The 18,131-nt window shown below is 66.0% G+C and carries 15 protein-coding genes; 3 read left to right on the top strand and 12 right to left on the bottom strand.

Features of this window, described 5'->3' with window-relative positions; genetic code table 11:
- Position 1: 1 nt before the first annotated feature.
- Positions 2 to 1,714, top strand: a complete 1,713-nt coding sequence (locus tag AAG591_RS15030; protein ID WP_342532265.1) for a hypothetical protein — start codon at positions 2 to 4, stop codon at positions 1,712 to 1,714.
- Here the strand turns inward: AAG591_RS15030 and msrB are convergent.
- From msrB to AAG591_RS15010, 4 genes are all read right to left on the bottom strand, one after another.
- Positions 1,711 to 2,205 carry a peptide-methionine (R)-S-oxide reductase MsrB gene (gene msrB, locus AAG591_RS15025; RefSeq protein WP_342532264.1) on the bottom strand — a complete coding sequence of 165 codons (495 nt, stop codon included), beginning with the start codon at positions 2,203 to 2,205 and terminating at the stop codon, positions 1,711 to 1,713. The two genes, AAG591_RS15030 and msrB, sit on opposite strands and share 4 nt — an antisense overlap.
- Before the next feature lie 81 nt (positions 2,206 to 2,286).
- A complete protein-coding gene (locus tag AAG591_RS15020; protein ID WP_342532263.1) occupies positions 2,287 to 3,645 on the bottom strand; it encodes a cytochrome P450 in 1,359 nt (452 codons plus the stop codon).
- Positions 3,646 to 3,741: 96 nt separating this feature from the next.
- Positions 3,742 to 4,974, bottom strand: coding sequence for an ABC transporter permease (locus AAG591_RS15015; protein ID WP_342532262.1), 1,233 nt, complete (start codon positions 4,972 to 4,974; stop codon positions 3,742 to 3,744).
- Positions 4,971 to 5,975 carry an ABC transporter ATP-binding protein gene (locus tag AAG591_RS15010; protein WP_342532261.1) on the bottom strand — a complete coding sequence of 335 codons (1,005 nt, stop codon included), beginning with the start codon at positions 5,973 to 5,975 and terminating at the stop codon, positions 4,971 to 4,973. The genes AAG591_RS15015 and AAG591_RS15010 overlap by 4 nt, the downstream gene beginning before the upstream one ends.
- A gap of 40 nt (positions 5,976 to 6,015) precedes the next feature.
- Between AAG591_RS15010 and queG the strand changes: the two genes are divergently transcribed.
- Positions 6,016 to 7,098 carry a tRNA epoxyqueuosine(34) reductase QueG gene (gene queG, locus AAG591_RS15005; protein ID WP_342532260.1) on the top strand — a complete coding sequence of 361 codons (1,083 nt, stop codon included), beginning with the start codon at positions 6,016 to 6,018 and terminating at the stop codon, positions 7,096 to 7,098.
- Positions 7,099 to 7,200: 102 nt separating this feature from the next.
- Here queG and AAG591_RS15000 read toward each other — a convergent pair whose 3' ends face one another.
- From AAG591_RS15000 to AAG591_RS14990, 3 genes are all read right to left on the bottom strand, one after another.
- Complete coding sequence (locus AAG591_RS15000) at positions 7,201 to 8,430, bottom strand: NAD(P)/FAD-dependent oxidoreductase (RefSeq protein WP_342532259.1); 1,230 nt, start codon at positions 8,428 to 8,430, stop codon at positions 7,201 to 7,203.
- Between the two features lie 16 nt (positions 8,431 to 8,446).
- Positions 8,447 to 13,153 (bottom strand): NAD-glutamate dehydrogenase, encoded by a 4,707-nt coding sequence (locus AAG591_RS14995; protein WP_342532258.1) that lies wholly within the window; start codon positions 13,151 to 13,153, stop codon positions 8,447 to 8,449.
- Between the two features lie 127 nt (positions 13,154 to 13,280).
- Positions 13,281 to 14,030 (bottom strand): alpha/beta fold hydrolase, encoded by a 750-nt coding sequence (locus tag AAG591_RS14990; RefSeq protein ID WP_342532257.1) that lies wholly within the window; start codon positions 14,028 to 14,030, stop codon positions 13,281 to 13,283.
- A gap of 262 nt (positions 14,031 to 14,292) precedes the next feature.
- Here AAG591_RS14990 and AAG591_RS14985 point away from each other — a divergent pair, with 262 nt between their 5' ends.
- Positions 14,293 to 15,972, top strand: coding sequence for an alkaline phosphatase D family protein (locus AAG591_RS14985; protein WP_342532256.1), 1,680 nt, complete (start codon positions 14,293 to 14,295; stop codon positions 15,970 to 15,972).
- A 6-nt stretch (positions 15,973 to 15,978) separates the two neighbouring features.
- On the opposite strand, the gene AAG591_RS14980 is transcribed toward AAG591_RS14985, so the two are convergent.
- The 5 genes from AAG591_RS14980 to AAG591_RS14960 are packed head-to-tail and all read right to left on the bottom strand — an operon-like array spanning position 15,979 to position 18,123.
- The gene (locus tag AAG591_RS14980) at positions 15,979 to 16,908 is read right to left on the bottom strand and encodes an alpha/beta fold hydrolase (RefSeq protein ID WP_342532254.1); all 930 of its coding nucleotides are present in this window, start codon (positions 16,906 to 16,908) and stop codon (positions 15,979 to 15,981) included.
- 28 nt (positions 16,909 to 16,936) lie between these two features.
- Positions 16,937 to 17,128 (bottom strand): helix-turn-helix transcriptional regulator, encoded by a 192-nt coding sequence (locus AAG591_RS14975; RefSeq protein WP_342532252.1) that lies wholly within the window; start codon positions 17,126 to 17,128, stop codon positions 16,937 to 16,939.
- Entirely contained in the window at positions 17,118 to 17,729 is a 612-nt protein-coding gene (locus AAG591_RS14970) for a hypothetical protein (protein WP_342532251.1), read from the bottom strand. The genes AAG591_RS14975 and AAG591_RS14970 overlap by 11 nt, the downstream gene beginning before the upstream one ends.
- Positions 17,726 to 17,908 carry a hypothetical protein gene (locus tag AAG591_RS14965; RefSeq protein ID WP_342532250.1) on the bottom strand — a complete coding sequence of 61 codons (183 nt, stop codon included), beginning with the start codon at positions 17,906 to 17,908 and terminating at the stop codon, positions 17,726 to 17,728. The genes AAG591_RS14970 and AAG591_RS14965 overlap by 4 nt, the downstream gene beginning before the upstream one ends.
- Positions 17,909 to 17,949: 41 nt before the next feature.
- Entirely contained in the window at positions 17,950 to 18,123 is a 174-nt protein-coding gene (locus AAG591_RS14960; RefSeq protein WP_342532248.1) for a hypothetical protein, read from the bottom strand.
- Between the last annotated feature and the right edge of the window lie 8 nt (positions 18,124 to 18,131).

The following is an 18,131-nucleotide window of genomic DNA, read 5'->3' as shown; positions in this document are numbered from 1 at the left end:
GATGTGGGGCCTTCTTGCGCTGATGATCCTGCTGGTGTCCGCATCGCGGATTCTCGAATGGCGTTTCCCCGATCCCGACGACATCATGCGGCTGGTCGAGGTGCGCGATCTGCTCGGCGGGCAGGGCTGGTTCGATCCCGATCAGTACCGGATCGATCCTTTGCGCGAAGTGCCCATGCACTGGTCGCGACTGGTCGACCTGCCGCTGGCATTGGTCATCGGCGGGCTGGCCCCGATCATCGGCCAGGGTGCTGCCGAAGCCTTCGCGCTGATCGCGGTGCCGCTGCTGACGCTGCTGGTCGCGATGAGCTTTACCGGGCTCGCCGCCGTGCGGCTGCTGGGGCGCGAGAACGGCAGCTGGGCGGTGCTTGTTGCCGGAATGCTGCCGCTGCTGATGCACCAGTTCCAACCGCTCAGGATCGATCACCACGGCTGGCAGATCGCCTGCTTCGCCGCGGCTTTCTGGGGCATGGTCGAGGGTGAGCGTCGACGCGGACCGATCGTCGCCGGGCTGGCGATGGCGTGGGGGATGATGATCTCGATCGAGATGCTGCCGCTGGCCGGACTGGTCGCGGCGATTTTTGCGCTGCGCTGGCTGCGCGATTCGCAGGCGCGCACCGCGCTCACCGATTTCATGCAAGCGCTCGCCGCGGGGCTGATATTCCTGTTCCTTACCACGCGCGGCTGGCCGGTGGCATCCGCCTTCTGCGACGTGATCACGGCCGCGCATCTCGGCTTCTTCCTTGTCACCGCGCTCGGTGTGACGAGCCTGCGCTACGCGCGCCCGCTTCCCATTCTGGCAATGATCGGCGCGTTTGCCTCCATTGGCGCGGGCGGAATTGCGATGTTCGCCTTTGCCTCACCTAGCTGCATCGGCACGCCCTTCGGCGCGCTCGACCCGGTGGTGCGGGACTTCTGGTACGTCAATGTGAGCGAAGGCCGCCCCGTATGGGAGCAGGACATCGCCATCCTGATCCCCTTCGCCCAGATCGTCTTCGCGTTCGTCGTCACGATCCTGCTGTGGGCGCGCGCAGCGCGCGAGACACGCGGGGCTTGGCTGGAAACCGTGCTGCTGTTCGCGGGCACTCTGGCGCTGGGCATGCTCGTTGCGCGCTCGCTCGCCTTTGCCTCGCTGCTCGCGACGGTGCCCTTCGCCTGGCTGCTCGGCCTCGCGCTCCAGCGTCTGCGGACCAGCGGCAAGGCGCTGACCAAGGCTGTGGTCGCCAGTGCGACGCTGCTGGTCATGCTGCCCACCGCGCCGGTTGCCGTGGCGAAGAGCCTCGCGCCCGAACATTCCAACACACCCCAACCGGGCGGCATCGCAAAAAGCTCCTGCGATCTCGAAGCGAGCGCGCGCCGGATCGGCGGGTTACCGCGCGGCACGGTGTTCGCGCCGCTCGATATCGGGCCGAGCATCCTGCTCGAAACGAAGCACGACGTGATCGCGACCGGGCATCACCGCGCCAGCCTGGCCATGCGCGATGTCATCGCGGCTTTCGTTTCCCCACAGGACGTGTCGCACCGGATCGTCGAGGCCTATGGCGCGGATTACCTGGTGCTGTGTACCGACCTTGTGGAACCGTCGATCTATGCCGAGCGTGGCGGCGAGCATAGCCTCGCCGCGCAGCTCATTTCAGGCGATGCGCCCGCGTGGCTCGAACCGATTTCCATCGGCGGGCCGCAAACGTTCCGCGTGTGGAAAGTGCGCTATTAAGCCGGCTTGAAATCCATCGCCACGCCGTTGATGCAGTGGCGCTTGCCCGTCGGTTTCGGACCATCGTTGAAGATATGCCCCAGGTGCCCGCCGCAGCGCGCGCAGTGCACTTCGGTGCGCGGGTAGCCGAGTTTCAGATCGCGCGAGGTACCCACCGCGCTGCTCCGGATCGGCTCCCAGAAACTGGGCCAGCCGGTGCCGCTGTCGTACTTGGCTTTCGATGAATAGACCGGATTGCCGCAGCCCGCACAGGCAAAGGTGCCCGCGCGCTTTTCCTCGTTGAGCGGCGAAGAATACGCGCGCTCGGTCGCTTCCTTGCGCAGCACCCTGAATTCGGCGTCGGTCAGACGCTTGCGCCATTCTGCCTCGGTCCGTGTGACGGGAAAGCTCTTCGCCTCGGCGCTGCGTCCGCAGGAGACCAGCGCAAGACTGGCAACACCGCTGCCCATTAGGGCGAGCGCGGAGCGGCGATTGGCGGTCGGTCGGGTCATGGCTGTATCCTCTCGCATGGCTTCCATGGCGGTAAGCTGAAGAAGATACGCAGCACGGGGCCCTTTGGATGCACCGGGCCGCTAGAATCGGGTGACTTCGACCTCCAGCTTGCGGAAGCCTTCGACGAAATTGGCGCGCACGCGCTGGACATCGCCCGCCACGTGGACGCGCAGGCGGCGTTTGTGCATCTCTTCCATCAGCACACGCAGCTGCAGTTCGGCGAGCCGCGCACCAACGCAGCGGTGGATGCCGTATCCGAAGGCGATGTGACGCCGCGCGTTCTCGCGGCGGATGTCGAGCCGCTCGGCATTCTCGAACACGCTCTCGTCACGGTTGGCCGAGTTGTACCACAGGATCACCTTGTCACCTGCGGCGATCTGTTGCCCAAACAGTTCGGTATCTTCCACGCACGTGCGGCGCATGTGCTTGAGCGGGGTCTGGTAGCGGATGCATTCCTGCACCGCGTTGGGGATCAGGCTCACATCTTCCTCGAAAGCTTTTCGCTGGTCGGGGAAGCGGTCGAGCGCGTGGACGATCCCGCTCATGGTGTTGCGCGTGGTATCATTGCCGCCGACGATCAGCAGCACCAGATTGCCCATGAATTCCTGCGGGTCCATCTGGTTCATCGCAGGCGAATGGATCATCCGGCTGATCAGGTCGGGCGCTTCGCCCTTCTTCGCGCGCTCGGCCCACAGCAACTGGAAATAGGCCGCCATTTCATACAGCATTCCGCGCCGGGTTTCATCGAGACCGCGTGCAGTCGCGAGTTCGGTATCGCCCGCCCAGTCGGACCAATGGGTCAGCAGGTCGCGGTCTTCCCACGGGAAATCGAACAAAATCGCCAGCATGCCGGTGGTCAGCGGGATGGAGACTGTGTTGACCCAGTCGAACACCTCGCCGCGTGGCAGGGCATCCAGCGTTTCGCCGGTCCGCTGGCGGATGTCGCCTTCCAGCCGGGTCATTTCCGCGGGAGTGAAAGCGGGCGCCACGGTCTTGCGCTGGCCGGTATGCTTGGGCCGGTCCATCGCGATGAACATCGGCAGTTCCAGGCGCTGTTCTGCAGGCACGTCCTCAAGCCGGTTGAGGATGGTGATGCCGCCGTGTTCCCAGCTGGAGGAGAATATCTCGGGAAGCGATTCGGTGTGCTGGATCGCCTTGTGACCGACGACCGACCAATAGGGGCCGTACGGGCTATCGGGGATATAATGCAGCGGTCCAGCGGCGCGCATCTCCCTGAAGATCGGCTCCCACGTATTTTCGAAATAGATGTCGCTACGGCTGGTGTCCCACTTGTGCGAGTGCGAGGGGCGGGTGTCCGGATTGGCAGCGTAGTAGGCTTCAAGCGCGTCGTGCGCGCTGGGCGAGCGGGTCCACGGAACCTTGCCGTCCGCGTCGCTGCGATGCGGAGGGGCGTCGTATGATCGTGCGGCGCTTGCCATGCCTATACTCTCTCTGCTCCGGGCGCACGCTCACGGTACAGCTCCGGCGTGGTCCATCCTGAACGAGCATAACGGCAAGTCAATAAAGGTTCGTTATCAGGACCGAAGTGAACCTGCGTTCAGCAAGGCAAGCAGGCCTTTGCGCTTGGTCGCCGTGTCGCGCCCGGCGCCGCCCGATTTCAGAACCGTGCGGCGGAACAGGTTGGCGCCCACCTTCACGAAGATTGCGACCCACAGGATCTGCCAGGCAATGGCCGCCAGGTGCCACCACAGCACGCCTTCCTTCGCCGCGCGCGCCAGCAGCATATAGGGGCTCGACAGCGGGAAGATCGCGGCGGCGATCTCTATTGGGGAGCCTTGCTGGCCGACCGCGAAATTGGCGAGGAAGAAGATCAGCAACTGCAGGATCGTCGCGGGCAGGGAAATGGTCTGCACGTCGCGCACGGTCGGTGCCATCGATCCAACGGTGAGGAAGATCGAACCGATCAGCAGGTACGCCATCGCGAAATAGATCACGAAAAGCGCGAAGAAGAGCGGCCAGCCCACCGCCGGAGCCGGGATCACCGGTAGCGCGCTCGCGCCGAGGACCAGAATCACGCCTGCAACGCCGCCCCACACGGCCAGCCCGAGAATGCTGACGCCGAGCATGGCGAACAGCTTGCCCACGAACACCGCATCCATCGGGATCGCGGCGGCGAGAATCTCGATGATCTTGTTGCCCTTCTCCTCGACGAGGTTGGACAGGACCATCCCTGCGAGCAGCATGGTGAGCATGAACAGCAGCACGATCCCGCCACGCGCCGTACCGTCCTGCGCCGCGCGTTCGCTGATCACGCTGGTTTCGGTGGCATTTGTGGTCAGCCGGGCCTGCGGGACGGGCGTACCGCGTGCCGCGCCCACGATCATCGCGACCTCGCCCTGCCTGCGCTCGATCGCCCTTTCGGGCCCGCTCAGCAGCGGATCGGCAAGCGAGCCGGTCAGCACGACCGAAAGGTTGTAGTCCTTGTCGTCGAGCAGCGCTGCGGGGTCGGTGCCTGCCGACGGATCGATCTGTTTGACTTCGGGCAGGTCGATCAATGGTCGCAGCTGCGCGGCCGCCTCCGCCACCGCGGCGTTCTCCGCCGCCGGCAGAGCGACGCCGATCTGCGGTTCGTCGATACTGTCCGCCGCGCTCGCGCCGACCAGTCCGCCGCCTGCCGAGATGGCAAGGAAGAACAGCGGGCCGACGAGGAACAGCAGGAACACCTTGCTGAACACGATCGCGGTGAAGTCGCGCCGCGCGATCACCCACGCGGCTTGCCACAGCGAGAGGCGGGCCGAATTGCTCATGCCGGTATCTCCTGCACGGTTTCGTCGGTCTGCATGGCCTTGGCTGCGGCCTCGCCCGCGATCGTGACGAAGGCGTCGTGCAGCCCCGCACGCTCGATCGACAGCGAGCGGATGCCTGCATTGCCTTCGATCAGGCTACGCAACAGCGGCTCGATCCCGCTCTCGGGCAGTTCGAACACCCATGCCGCCCCGTCGCGGCGGGCCGTATCGGGGAGGGCGGAGCGCCAGGCACCGTCTTCGTTCTGCGTCTCCAGCCGCACCTGCGGCGGCAGGCGGTCGCGCGCCACTTCGACCGATCCGGCATAGGGCACCTTGCCGCCCGCGATGATCGCGACATCGCTGCACAGGCGTTCGGCATGGTGAATGACGTGGGTGGAAAAGATCACCGTCGTGCCGTCTTCCGCCAGCTGGCGGATCAGCCCTTCGAGCTTGCCCTGATTGATCGCATCGAGGCCCGAGAACGGCTCGTCCAGAATCACCAGCTCGGGCCGATGGACCAGCGTGCCGAGCAGTTGCACGGTCTGCGCCATGCCCTTGCTCAGTTCCTTGATCTTCTTGTCGACTGCGTGGCCGAGGCCGTATTCTTCCATCAATTCGATGCCGCGCCGACGGCCTTCGAGCCGGGGCAGACCGCGCAAGGACCCCATGAAGGCAATCGCGTCGGGCGCTTTCATCGCGGGGTAGAGCCCGCGTTCCTCGGGCAGGTAGCCGATCCGGCGTGCGATTCGCTGCGGGCGATCCTCGCCGAAGATGCGCCGCACGCCTTCGTCGGGGTCGATAATGCCCAGGATCATGCGCAGCGTGGTGGTCTTGCCCGCGCCGTTAGGCCCAAGGATGCCGTAGATCGCGCCACGCGGCACGGTCAGGTCCACGCCGTTCACCGCCAGCGTGCCGCCGAACCGTTTGACCAACCCGCGCGCTTCGATGGCGTGATCGGTTGATCCTGTGGGGCTGTTGCCCGATTTGTCGCCATGCGACGCTTGGTCTAGCACATCGTCCATCACCCAGCAGCGTGCCGTGCCGCGCGTCCCGGAGCAAGCCTTGTCCACCCCCCACCGCGCCGAAATCGACGGATTGCAAAGCGACCTCGTCGAACGCGCGCGCGAACTCGGCTTTGCCAGCGTCGGCTTTGCCGATGCGCACGACGATCCGGTGATGGCGGAGCGGCTCACCGCATGGCTGGAGGCGGGGCACCACGGCACAATGGGATGGATCGAGCGCGAGCCTGCGGTACGATCCGGCCCGCAGAGCATGTGGCCCGCCGCGCGCAGCGTGATCGCGCTGGGGATGAACTACGCCCCTGCCACCGATCCGCTGGAAGAAGCCGAGCCGAGGGACCACGCCCGCATTTCCGCCTACGCGCGCGGGCAGGATTACCATGTCGTCCTGAAAAAAGCGCTGAAGGCGCTCGCCCGCTGGATGGTCGCCGAAGCGGATAGGCGCGGGCTGGGTGAGGCGCGTTTGAAGCTGTTCGTCGACACCGCGCCGGTGATGGAAAAACCGCTGGCGCAGCGTGCAGGCGTCGGCTGGCAGGGCAAGCACACCAATCTCGTCAGCATGGAACACGGCAGCTGGCTGTTCCTCGGCGCGATGTACACCACGCTGCCTTTCGTGCCCGATGGCCCGCACGAGGACCGCTGCGGATCGTGCCGCGCGTGCCAGGATGCGTGCCCCACGCAGGCCTTCCCCCACGCCTACCGGATCGATGCGCGGCGCTGCATTTCCTACCTCACGATTGAGCACGACGGCCCGATCCCTGAAGAATTCCGCGAGGCGATGGGCAACCGCATCTATGGCTGCGACGATTGCCTAGCGGTATGCCCGTGGAACAAGTTCGCCAAGAGCGCTGCCACGAACAAGGCCTTCCTGCCGCGCGCCGAGCTGACGCGGCCGCGCCTCGCCGACCTGCTCCAACTCGACGATGCAGGCTTTCGCGCGCTGTTCAGCAAGTCGCCGATCAAGCGGATCGGGCGCGACCGGTTCGTGAGGAATTGCCTGATTGCTGCGGGCAATAGCGGGGAGGCAGGGTTGCTGGCGCAGGTCGAGCTGCTGCGAGGCGATCCCGATCCGGTGGTGGCGGAGGCAGCGGAGTGGGCGGCACGCCGACTCGTACCATCCTCATAAGTCCGCTCATCCTGAGCCTGTCGAAGGATCGTCCTCCCTTTCTTCAGACTACGCAGAAGGAGTACGGCCCTTCGACAGGCTCAGGGCGAGCGGGTTCGAAAGTTATAGAAGGCTCTTCAGCGCAATCTCGGGATCGGCGAGCGCATCGAGATCTGGCTCGCTGCGCGCCTCGATCAGCCGCCGCCCTTGCGCATAGTCGCGCGTCGCATTGACGCAGTCGAGCGCGGCGACGCGGCCTTCGCGCAGGTAGACCACAGAAAAACTCCGGCTGTCCGGGTCTCCGCGCACGATGCAGTCATCGTCCTCGCTCGAAAAGCCGACCGTCTGCAGGCGCAGGTCGTACTGGTTGGACCAGAACCAAGGGACGGTGTTGTACCGCTCGCGCTCGCCGGTCAGATGCCTGGCGACGGTGTTGGCCATATCGGTGGCGTTCTGCACCGATTCGAGGCGGATCACCCGGTTGTCCGCATAGGGGTTGGAATGCGCCGCGCAGTCGCCGATCGCGTAGGTATCGTCGAGGCTGGTGCGGCAGAAATCGTCCACGTCGACGCCATTGGTGCCCGCCGCACCCGCTGCCAGCAGCGGGCCGACCGCGGGGACGATCCCGATGCCGACGATGACCAGATCGGCCTCCACCTCGCGGCCATCGGCCAGCGAGACGGCGCGCACCTGGCCATTGTCGTCGCCGACCAGCGCCTCGACCGTGTGATCCAGCATCAGTTCGACGCCTTGCCGGCGATGTTCGGCCTCGTAGAAAGACGAAAGTTCAGGCCCCGCGACGCGATTGAGCACGCGGTCCATCCGCTCGATCACGGTCACCGGCAGGCCCATCTTGCGAAACACCGCCGCGGCTTCCAGCCCGATATAACCGCCGCCGATCACCGCCACGCGCTTCACGCCGGTGTCGATCTGCGCGCGAATCCTGTCGGCATCGCCGCGCGTCCTGATCGAGTGGACCCCGTTCAGGTCCGCGCCGGAACACGGAAGCCTGCGCGGGTCGCCCCCCGCAGCCCAGATTAGCGAGTGATAGTCGAGACGCGTGCCGTCGCCCAGCTCGGCGCTGCGCGCCTGCGGGTCGATCGCGACAACGGCGTTGCCGGTGCGCAGCTCGATATCGCGATCGCTCCAGAAGCTTTCCGGGCGGATCAGGATTTTCTCGAAGGGCTTGTCGCCCGCAAGATAGTCCTTGGAGAGCGGCGGGCGCTCGTAGGGCGGGAAGGTCTCGCGCGTCACCATCGTCACGCGGCCTTCGAACCCGCGCTGCCGCAGCACCAGCGCCGCCTGCGCGCCGCCGTGCCCGCCACCGACAATCAGGACATCGGCAAAGCTCATCCGGCGATCACCTCCGTCACCGGCTCAGCAGGTTTCGCGCCTGGATGGCGATCTGCGCCAGCGTTGCCGGAGCGACCGGATTCTGCGCCTGCGCGCGGCGGATCATAGACCGGAACTGTTTGACCGCGGATTCGTGCTTTTCCACCCAGGTTTCGACGTTCTGGCATGCCTTGCCATCCTTGCCTTGCGAGGGCTCGCAGACCCGGCGCAGGAAATCGAGCCGCATCTGCTGGAAATCGCGGGCGAGCCCGGCGACCAGCAAACGGTCCCACACATCGGAGGGAGACATCAGCGCGGCCGTGCCCTGCGCCCAGTCGAGCCCGAGCTGCGCACCCAGATCGGTGAACGCCTTGGCCATGCTGCGCGGTTCGATACCAAGATCGCTGGCGAGCCGCGCAATCCCGATCCCGCCGTCGATATCGAACAGGTGCGCGACCTGCGCGGCGACGTCTTCGGGCGCACCGGCCTTGGCGAACTCGGCACGCATCTTGGCAGAGCGCTGGCGCGTTTCCGAGGCGAGCAGATCGACGGTGCCCTGGTTGAGCGCGTCGAGCGCGGGGCGCAGCTCCTCCACGATCTCGCTCGGCGCGGACGAACCGCACACGCGGATTGCGTCGGCCATCTGGATTCGCATCGCGGTTGCCACCCTGTCGAACAGGAGAAGGCGGGTCTTCTCGGGCATTTCGCTGGCATCGAGGGCATCCCAGATGCTCTGGATGTCGAGCAGGCGATCCGCCGTGACGAAGGCGCTGGCGACCTCGTTCAGGCCCACGCCTTCTTCTTCCGCCAGTTCGAACGGATGGACCATGCCCATCCGGTTGACGATCCGGTTGGCGAGATCGGTCGCGATGATCTCCGTCCGCAGCCGGTGCTGGCTGATCTGCTCGGCGTATTTCTCGCGCAAGGGGACGGGGAAGTACTGGAACAGCGTGCTTTCCAGCGTCGGATCGTCGGGCAGCCCGCCCGCCTCGATCGCATCCTGCAAGGTCAGCTTGGCGCTCGACAGCAGCACCGCGAGTTCGGGCCGGGTCAGGCCGATGCCTTCGCCCGCGCGGCGGGTGAACGTCTCGTTATCGGCAATGCCTTCGGTCCGCCGGTCGAGCATGCCTGCATCTTCCAGCGTCTCGATCAGGCGGATGGTCGAAGCGGTTGCCGCTTCGCCGCCCTGTTCGGCGATCGAAATGGCGAGCGCCTGGAGCCGGTTGTCTTCCAGCACGATCGCCCCGACCTCTTCGGTCATCGAGGCGAGCAGTTCGTTGCGCTCTTCCTCGGTCAGCAGATCGGCGCGGCGCGCGGCGGCGAGCGCGATCTTGATGTTCACCTCGTTATCCGAACAGTCGACACCTGCGGAGTTGTCGATGAAGTCGGTGTTGAGGCGCCCGCCGTGGAGCGCGAATTCGATCCGGCCCGCCTGCGTGACGCCGAGGTTGGCGCCTTCGCCGATCACCTTCGCGCGCAGGTCTTCGCCGTTGACGCGCAGCGCATCGTTGGCGGGGTCGCCGACCTGGATGTTGTTCTCCCGCTCGGCCTTCACGTACGTCCCGATGCCACCGAACCAGAGCAGGTCGGCGGGCGCCTTGAGGATAGCCGAGATCAGCGTTTCGGGGTCGAATTCGGACTGGTCGACGCCCAGCGCGGAGCGTGCTTCCTTCGACAGCGTGATCGACTTCTCAGTGCGCGCGAATACCCCGCCGCCCTTGGAAATCAGATCCTTGGCATAATCGTCCCAGCTGGAGCGGGGCAGGTCGAACAGACGCTTGCGCTCTTCCCAGCTTTTCGCCGGATCGGGATCGGGATCGATGAAGATGTGCCGATGATCGAACGCGGCGACCAGCTTGATCGCCTTCGACAGCAGCATGCCGTTGCCGAACACGTCGCCCGACATGTCGCCGCAGCCGACGACCTTGGTCGGCTCGGTCTGCACGTCGACGCCCATTTCGGCGAAGTGCCGCTGGACCGAGACCCACGCGCCCTTCGCGGTGATCCCCATCGCCTTGTGATCGTAACCGTGGCTGCCGCCACTGGCGAAGGCATCGTCGAGCCAGAAGTCGCGGCTCTCGGCGATGGCGTTGGCCACGTCGGAGAAACTCGCTGTGCCCTTGTCCGCCGCGACCACGAAGTAGGGGTCGGGATTGTCGAGAATCCGCACACCCTCGGGGTGGACCACCTCGTCGCCGACGATGTTGTCGGTGATCGACAGCAGGCTGCGGATGAAGACCTGGTAGCTCGCCTTACCCTCGGCGAACCAGGCGTCGCGATCCGCCGCGGGATCGGGTAACTGTTTGGGATAGAACCCGCCCTTCGCGCCCGTCGGCACGATCACCGCGTTCTTCACGCGCTGCGCCTTCATCAGGCCGAGCACCTCGGTGCGGAAGTCGTCGCGCCGGTCGGACCAGCGAAGCCCGCCGCGCGCGACCGGGCCGGAGCGCAGATGGATGCCCTCGACCCGGCGCGAATAGACGAAGATTTCGCGGAACGGGATCGGCTTGGGCAGGCCCGGTACCTTTGCCGAGTCGAACTTGAACGAGAGCGCGATGTCGGGATGCAGCGCAAAGGCGTTGGTGCGCAGCATCGCCTCGATCACGCTGCGGTAGAGGCGCAGCAGGCGATCGTCGTTGATCGCGGAAACGTAGTGCAGCCCATCCTTGATCGCAGCCTGTGCGTCCTTTTCGGCCTTCTCGCGGTCGCCTTCGAACGCCGGATCGTGGCGCGCGACGAACAGGTCGATCAGCGCGCGCGTCACCTTGGGCGCGTTGGCCAGCGCATCGACCACGGTATAGATGGTGAAGCCCATCCCGGTCTGCCGCAGGTAGCGATAGATCGCCCGCAGCCACTCCGCCTCGCGCGCGCCCAGTCCGGTGTCGAGCACCAGCCGGTTGAACGAATCGTCCTCCGCATAGCCGTTGAGTACCGCCGCGATCGCATCCTCGATGGCCGGCGCGCGTGCCAGCAGGTCCGCGGGATCGACGCCGGGGCCGAGGTTGCACTGGAAATCGTGGATCGTGCCCAAGTCGCCGTCGGACAGCGGGGTCGGAATCTCGGTGATCGTCTTGAGGCCGAAATTCTCCAGCGCAGGCACCGCCTCGGACAGCGGCAGCTGGCCTTCGTGCTGGTAGATCTTCAGGCGAAGATGCGTGGCACCCTCCACCGTATTGCGGCGCAGGCGCACTCCGCGCGCGGTTTCACCCGTCGCATCGTCGCCCAGCGGACTACCCAGATCGCGCAGTCGGAGAATGTCGCGCGAGGCTTCCTCCGCGCCGCTGCTGGCACGGTAATAGGTGGGGAAGTGGTCGGCATAGCGCCGCGCGAGCGTGGCGGCGTCGTCGTGATCGACCAGCTTGGACAGCTCGGTCTCGACCGCCTCGGCCCACACGCGCAGCATTTCCTGCAGGCGGGTTTCCAGATCGCTTTCGTTGTAGCGCGTCTTGCTCTTCCGGAAATCGAGCACGAAGCGCATCAGCGCGAGCGCGCCGCCTTCGATCTCGACGCTCCAGTCGAGGAGGCTCGACCCGGTGCTTTCCTCGAGCAGCGCCTGCACCTGCTGGCGTACCTGCGTCGACATCGTATCGCGCGGCAGCCAGACGAAGGCGAACAGGTGGCGCGACAGCGGTGCCTCGACCAGCGCGAGCCGGGGGCGCGGTCGGTCGGTCAGGCTCATGGTGGTGGTCGCCACCCGGCGTACGTCTTCGTCGCGGAAGCCGATCACCAGATCGTGCGGCAGCGCGCTGAGCGCGTGGACCAGCGCCTTGCCCGCGTGGCCATCGGGATCGAAATCGAGCTGGTCCATCAGTTCGCCCAGCTGGCGGCGCAGGCGCGGCACGCCGTGCGGATCGGTCGCCAGCGCGGCGCTGGTCCAGATCCCGGCGTGAACCGACAGGCCGACGATCTCGCCGCCTTCGCGCACCGGCACCAGGAACAGGTCGAGCGGTACGCGGCGATGGACGTTGGAAACGTGGTTCGCCTTGACGATCAGCGGTACGCGCGCATTGGCGTTCTGCGGATCGTCGAACCATGCAAAGGCGCGGCGGAAGGATTCATCGGCAAGGATTTCGCGCGCGCTCGCCCGACAGATGCCCAGCGCGTGGGCCTCTCGCCCGTCGCGATAGCGGACCATGTGGCCAAGCTGGGTGAGCATCCCTCCGCTCAGCCATTCGAGCAGGCTTGCCCCTTCCTTGTCGTCGAGCGACTGCGCGTCGGCCTGCATCGCCTTGCGCATCGCGGACCAGTCTTCCACCGCCGCACGCACATCGCCCAGCGTGGCGCGCAGCCCCTCTTCCAGCTCCTTGCGCGCCGCAGCCTCGGCATACTCGGTTTCGAGGTAGATCATCGACTCGCGGGGCGCACCGCTGTCCTTGCCCGGCAGGCTCTGGAGCTCGCCGTCGCCATCGCGCCGCACGCGCAGCACGGGGTGCACCAGCCGATCGATCGAGAGGCCGAAATCGGCAATCTGCGAAGAGATCGAATCGACCAGGAAAGGCATGTCGTCGTTGACGATCGCCATGCGCAGCTTTCGGCGGCCTTCGCCCGATCCGTGCGCGCCGTCGGTGATCGAGATCGCGGGTTCGCCTGCCGTCCTGCGGGTCGCGGTTTCCAGCACCAGCGCCGCCGCCTGTTCAAGATCGCCGTTGGCGAAAGGCTGGTCGACGGGCAGCAGCGATTCGCGCATGCGCGTGGCCAGTTGCTGCAACAAGTCGGCTTCGGACTGCCTGTGGTCGGCTGCCATGTATCGGTCCTGTCTTGCGCGCCCGGTCTTTCGGGCCGTCAGTTGTGCGTCGGCGCCGTTACGGCACCGCCTCTCCATCGCCGCCGTTAGAAGGTCGCACGGGTGCCCGCAAGGATCACCGCACCCTTCATGCGCCCAGTAGATGCTGCCCGACGATGGCCAGCAGCCGCGCGACGTCTTCGGCGCGCGACAGGCGATGGTCGCCATCCTTTACGAGTTGAACCAGTACCTTGGCGGAATCGAGCCGGTCGGCGAGCCGCAGGCTGGTCTCCCACGGAACATCCGCATCGCGCTGGCCGTGCAGCAGGGTGACGGGGCAGTCGATCGCGATCGGCGCACCCAGCAGGCGCTGCGCCTGCGCGTCGGCCCAGAAGGTCGTATAGGTCGGGGTCGGTTCGGGGCCGTAGAGGTTATCCTCCAGCACGGTCCGACCCGCTTCGAGGATGGCCTTCTGCTCTGCCGAATAGCCCCAGTCGGAAAAGTCGGGCGCGGCGGCGATGCCGACCATGCCGACCAGGCGTTCCCCCAGGGCAAGGCCCACGAGCAGCATCAGCCAGCCGCCCATCGAAGAGCCGACGAGCACTACCGGCCCATCGAGCTTCGCCGCGATGAGTGCGAGCACCTCGTCACGCCAGCGCGAAAGCGTACCGTCGGCGAAATCGCCATCACTCTCTCCGCAGCCCGAATAGTCGAGCAGCAGACAGGCATGGCCGTTCGCTTGTGCCCAATCGAACAGCGCGGTCGCCTTCGATCCGGCCATGTCGGACATGTAGCCGGGCAGGAAGACGATGGTCGGCGCGTGCTTGCCGCTCGCGGCGCCCTCGGCAAGTCGATAGGCGATCCTGCGGCCATCGGGCATTTCGAAGAAGTCGGTCATCGCGGGATGGAGTACGGCGCGGACAGAGCGCTGTAAATGCGCGCGAGGCGTGGCCGCAGGCGGAGAATTTCCTACCCGGTGCAGACTTGCTAGAAACTGCCTTCTGGGCGTCGGAAGCCTTCTTTTTCCGCCAATCCGGCCCGCAATCGCGCTTGGCCTGCGAGGACGGACTTTTTCGCCCCTGAACACTGTGTCAGGTGTGTCAGGCAATTGGGGCGCGCAGCGTCTCGGTATTTTCATGCAAGGGCCATAAGCGCGCGTCATGAGCAACCTTCTCGCACCCCCGCCCGCCACCGAGTCGCGCTCGCGCTCGCTTCTCCAACTCGATCGTCGCAGCGTGCTTGCTGGCGGTATCCTGGGTGCAGGGCTCGTGGCGATGCCGCTGTCTGCACAGGTCGGCGCGAAGGGCTTTACGCACGGGGTCGCGAGCGGCGAACCGAGCCAGGATGGCGTGCTACTGTGGACGCGCTTCGTCGGCAGCAACGACGCGAAGCTGGCGTGGCAGGTCAGCGCCAGCGCCGATTTCGGCCGGGTTCTGGCCGAGGGCGAAACCGTCGTTTCGCCGCAGAAGGACTGGTGCGCCAAAGCGCAGGTGACCGGCCTCGATCCCGATTCCTGGTACTATTACCGCTTCGTCGGCCCCGATGGCTCGAAGTCCGACATCGGGCGCACGCGCACGCTGCCGCAGGGGCCGACCGGCCGGTTCCGGATGGGCGTGTTCTCCTGCTCCAACCTCGGTTTCGGCTATTTCAACGCCTATGGCCACGCGGCGGAGGCGAACGACCTCGACCTGCTCGTCCACCTGGGCGACTATTACTACGAATACGATGCGCAGCATTACCCGACGCCCGACCAGATCGTGCCGGGCCGGATAGATGCGCCCGAGAACGAGATCGTGCAGCTGGCCGATTACCGCCTGCGCCACGCGACCTATCGCGCCGACCCCGACTTGCAGCGGCTGACCCAACTTTACCCGATGATCCTCGTGTGGGACGATCACGAAACCGCGAACGATTCATGGGAAGGCGGCGCGCAGAACCACCAGCCCGAAACCGAAGGGCCGTGGGACGCGCGCAAGGCCGCCGCGATGCGCGCCTATCGTGAGTGGCTGCCGGTCTCGGACGATCCGTGGAAGGCCTATCAGGTCGGCGATCTTGCGACTTTGTTCCGGCTTGAAACGCGGCTGACCGCGCGATCCGAGCAGCTCGATGTGGCGAAGGTGCTGGCGGGCAAGTCGACCCCGGACGAGATGATGGCTGCGCTGAAAGCGTTCCACGATGGCGCGTGGGCCGATCCGTCGCGCCAGATGATGGGCGCCGCGCAGGAGGCATGGCTGGCCAATGGGCTCAAGGCCTCGACCCGCAGCGGCACGCACTGGCAGGTGCTGGTGCAGCAGGTACTGATGGGCAACCTCAACACGCCGACCGGGCTGGCGGACGCGCTGCCCAAGTCGATGCCCGATGCGCTGCGCCAGCGACTGGTGGCGGGATCGATGGCCGCTGCGGCGGGCATTCCGTTCAACATGGACGCGTGGGATGGCTATCCCGCCGCGCGCAAGCGGGTGTTCGACGCGGCGCTGGCCGCCGATGCCAATCTGGTGGTGCTGGCTGGCGACACGCACAACGGCTGGGCGTTCGACCTTGCGCAGGACGGGGCGCCGGTTGGTGTCGAGTTCGGCGTGTCCTCGGTCACATCGCCTGGCTTCGAAGGCTATCTCCCGCAGATCCCGACGCCGTTTCTGGAACGCGCGCTGGTCGATGCCAATCCGCAGCTGCAATGGGCGGACACCTCGCGGCGGGGCTACATGGCGGTGGAATTGACCCCGCAGACGGCGAGCTGCGAATGGCGCTTCGTCTCGGGTGTTCGCCAGCGCAGCACTGCGCTGGGCGGTACGCATAAGATGGCGAGCGCGCTCGGGTCGAACACGCTCGCCAAGGGGTAGGGTCAGCTATTCGGTAGCGGCCGCGCGGATTTCTGCGCGGACGATCTCCGGCTGGTCGAGCTGGACGAAGTGCAGCGAGTTGTCGACCGGGACGAGGCGTACGCCGGGTAGCGCGGAATAGTCGGTCGCGTAGCGTTCGATAGCCATCTCGCGGTACTCGCCGTTGGCCATATGAACGACCGTGACCGGCATCTTGAGGCCCGCGATCTCGCTGCGCAGGTCGGTTGTCGCGTCTTCGTACACCAGCTCGGCGACGGCCAGCGGCTCGGCGTCGAGCGACCAGTTCGCGATCCGCACGCGGGTTGCCTCGTCGATCGACATGCCCGCCGCTCCTGCGCCGCTGGTGGTGTTCGCAAGGCCTGCCGCGCGCATCTGCTCGGCTCCGGCGATCATCATGTCGCGCATCTGCTTTGCCTGCGGCTCGACCTTCTCCAGCGTCATGTCGGGCGCGAAGACCATCCCGAAGAAGGGCAGCGAATCGAGGATGACGAGGCTCTTCGCCTGCTCCGCATGGGCCAGCCCGAACTCCATCGCGATCAGCCCGCCAAGGCTGTGGCCGACGATGGTGGCGGAGCCGAGATTGCGGGCGGCGAGATCGGTAGAGATGTCCGCGACGATCCCGTCGATCGCGCCCGCACTCTCGTTGGCCGTGCCCCGCTCTCCGGCGAAGCCGCGCACTTCGACCGTGAGCACGCGATGATCGGCGATCAGAGAGGCGACCGTGCCATCCCACACCTCGGCCGGGGTCGACATGCCGGGGATCAGTACGACGACCGGCCCGGTGTCGCCATAAAGGCGGGTGCGAATGTGATCGTGCAGCGCCTCGGGCTGGGTGATTGTGGCTTCCTGTGCATGGGCCTGAGCGGCGGGCATGAGAGGTGCAATGCAGGCGAGCGAAAGGGTTCCGGCCACGAGGGCCGATTGAATGCGTTTCATCGGATTGGTCCTTGGTTATGTTGCGGGGTCAGTCCCGCAGGAAAATCTCTTCGATGGCGAGGTCGAACACCTCGGCAATCTGGAAGGCGAGGGGGAGAGACGGGTCGTATCGACCGGTCTCGATGGCGTTGACGCTCTGGCGGCTGACGCCCAGTTCGTCGGCGAGGGCCTGCTGGCTCCAATTGCGCTCGGCGCGCAGGACCTTGAGCCTATTCTTCATCGGACGAGTCCATCTTCTGGCCCATGCTCTGCCAGGCCTGGCCCAGCCCCATGCCCATCGCCCAGATCGGCACCGCCCACCAGCCGGGCACGTGCGGCACCAGCTCGAAGGTTTCGAGGAAGCCCCAGAAGCTGCCGATGGCGAGGACGAAGCCAAGACCGATCAGGGATGCGATGATCGCGCGATGGCGCAGGTATTCGTCCTGTTCCTCCACGATATAGCGTCCCATGACGTATATCATTGCGAGGATCGGCGCGATGGGGAGCATCGCCAGACCCCAGGTGACCGTGACGGAAGGCTCGAGGTTGTTGAACGTCCAGATCGCGATACCCAGCCCGAGCATATAGGCGATGGATGTCGCCATCATGCCCATGGTGTAGCGGCGCGCGGCGCGGTTCCCCGCCGGTCCGCAGGCGGGATTGCGCGCGCTTGCCAGCGAACGTGCGGTCACGAACATGAAGGCGATCGGGATGATTGTCAGGATATAGGCGGTCGGCCCGTTGATCGCCCCACTGGACTTGAGTGCCAGGATGACGGCGGCGGTCCCGATCATCAGGCCGCCCCACAGTCCGGGGCGCGAGGTGCGAGCGGCGCCGGTCATGCCCGCCCCCCGCAGCGTGCCTTCTGCGAGACCGCCGCGATGGTCGCGACAGCAAGGGCGGGCATTACGATGACCAGCATCTGGGCATTGTCGGCGGGGATCAGGTCGCTGCGGCCAGCGGCGGCGATGCCGATCACTGCGGCGGCCCATGCGAGCGAGATGGCGATTGTGCGTTTCATTGGTCGGTTTCCTTTCGATAGGTCCGATTGCGTGGCTGCGATCAGCCAGCAGCGTGGGAGGTGCTGTCGCGGCGGCTTAGGCAGTTCCATGCCGAAAGTGCGGGCAGCGTGAGGATGGCGGCAAAGGTCGTCCAGTCGGGCAGGACGTCGAGGATGTTGAGCACGGCGACGGTAAGGACGAACAGGGCCCAGAGGTAGGGACGGTAGGCTTTCATGGACAAGG

The sequence above is a fragment of the Citromicrobium bathyomarinum genome, from assembly GCF_038594485.1.
Taxonomy (GTDB): domain Bacteria; phylum Pseudomonadota; class Alphaproteobacteria; order Sphingomonadales; family Sphingomonadaceae; genus Alteriqipengyuania; species Alteriqipengyuania bathyomarina_A.
This window is presented reverse-complemented; position numbering and strand designations above follow the sequence as displayed.

Coding starts and splice junctions, on each gene's coding strand:
- AAG591_RS15030 (WP_342532265.1), top strand. CDS start 2: ATGTGGGGCCTTCTTGCGCTGATGATCCTGCTGGTGTCCGCATCGCGG.
- msrB (WP_342532264.1), bottom strand. CDS start 2,205: ATGACCCGACCGACCGCCAATCGCCGCTCCGCGCTCGCCCTAATGGGC.
- AAG591_RS15020 (WP_342532263.1), bottom strand. CDS start 3,645: ATGGCAAGCGCCGCACGATCATACGACGCCCCTCCGCATCGCAGCGAC.
- AAG591_RS15015 (WP_342532262.1), bottom strand. CDS start 4,974: ATGAGCAATTCGGCCCGCCTCTCGCTGTGGCAAGCCGCGTGGGTGATC.
- AAG591_RS15010 (WP_342532261.1), bottom strand. CDS start 5,975: ATGGACGATGTGCTAGACCAAGCGTCGCATGGCGACAAATCGGGCAAC.
- AAG591_RS15000 (WP_342532259.1), bottom strand. CDS start 8,430: ATGAGCTTTGCCGATGTCCTGATTGTCGGTGGCGGGCACGGCGGCGCG.
- AAG591_RS14995 (WP_342532258.1), bottom strand. CDS start 13,153: ATGGCAGCCGACCACAGGCAGTCCGAAGCCGACTTGTTGCAGCAACTG.
- AAG591_RS14990 (WP_342532257.1), bottom strand. CDS start 14,030: ATGACCGACTTCTTCGAAATGCCCGATGGCCGCAGGATCGCCTATCGA.
- AAG591_RS14985 (WP_342532256.1), top strand. CDS start 14,293: ATGAGCAACCTTCTCGCACCCCCGCCCGCCACCGAGTCGCGCTCGCGC.
- AAG591_RS14980 (WP_342532254.1), bottom strand. CDS start 16,908: ATGAAACGCATTCAATCGGCCCTCGTGGCCGGAACCCTTTCGCTCGCC.
- AAG591_RS14975 (WP_342532252.1), bottom strand. CDS start 17,128: ATGAAGAATAGGCTCAAGGTCCTGCGCGCCGAGCGCAATTGGAGCCAG.
- AAG591_RS14970 (WP_342532251.1), bottom strand. CDS start 17,729: ATGACCGGCGCCGCTCGCACCTCGCGCCCCGGACTGTGGGGCGGCCTG.
- AAG591_RS14965 (WP_342532250.1), bottom strand. CDS start 17,908: ATGAAACGCACAATCGCCATCTCGCTCGCATGGGCCGCCGCAGTGATC.
- AAG591_RS14960 (WP_342532248.1), bottom strand. CDS start 18,123: ATGAAAGCCTACCGTCCCTACCTCTGGGCCCTGTTCGTCCTTACCGTC.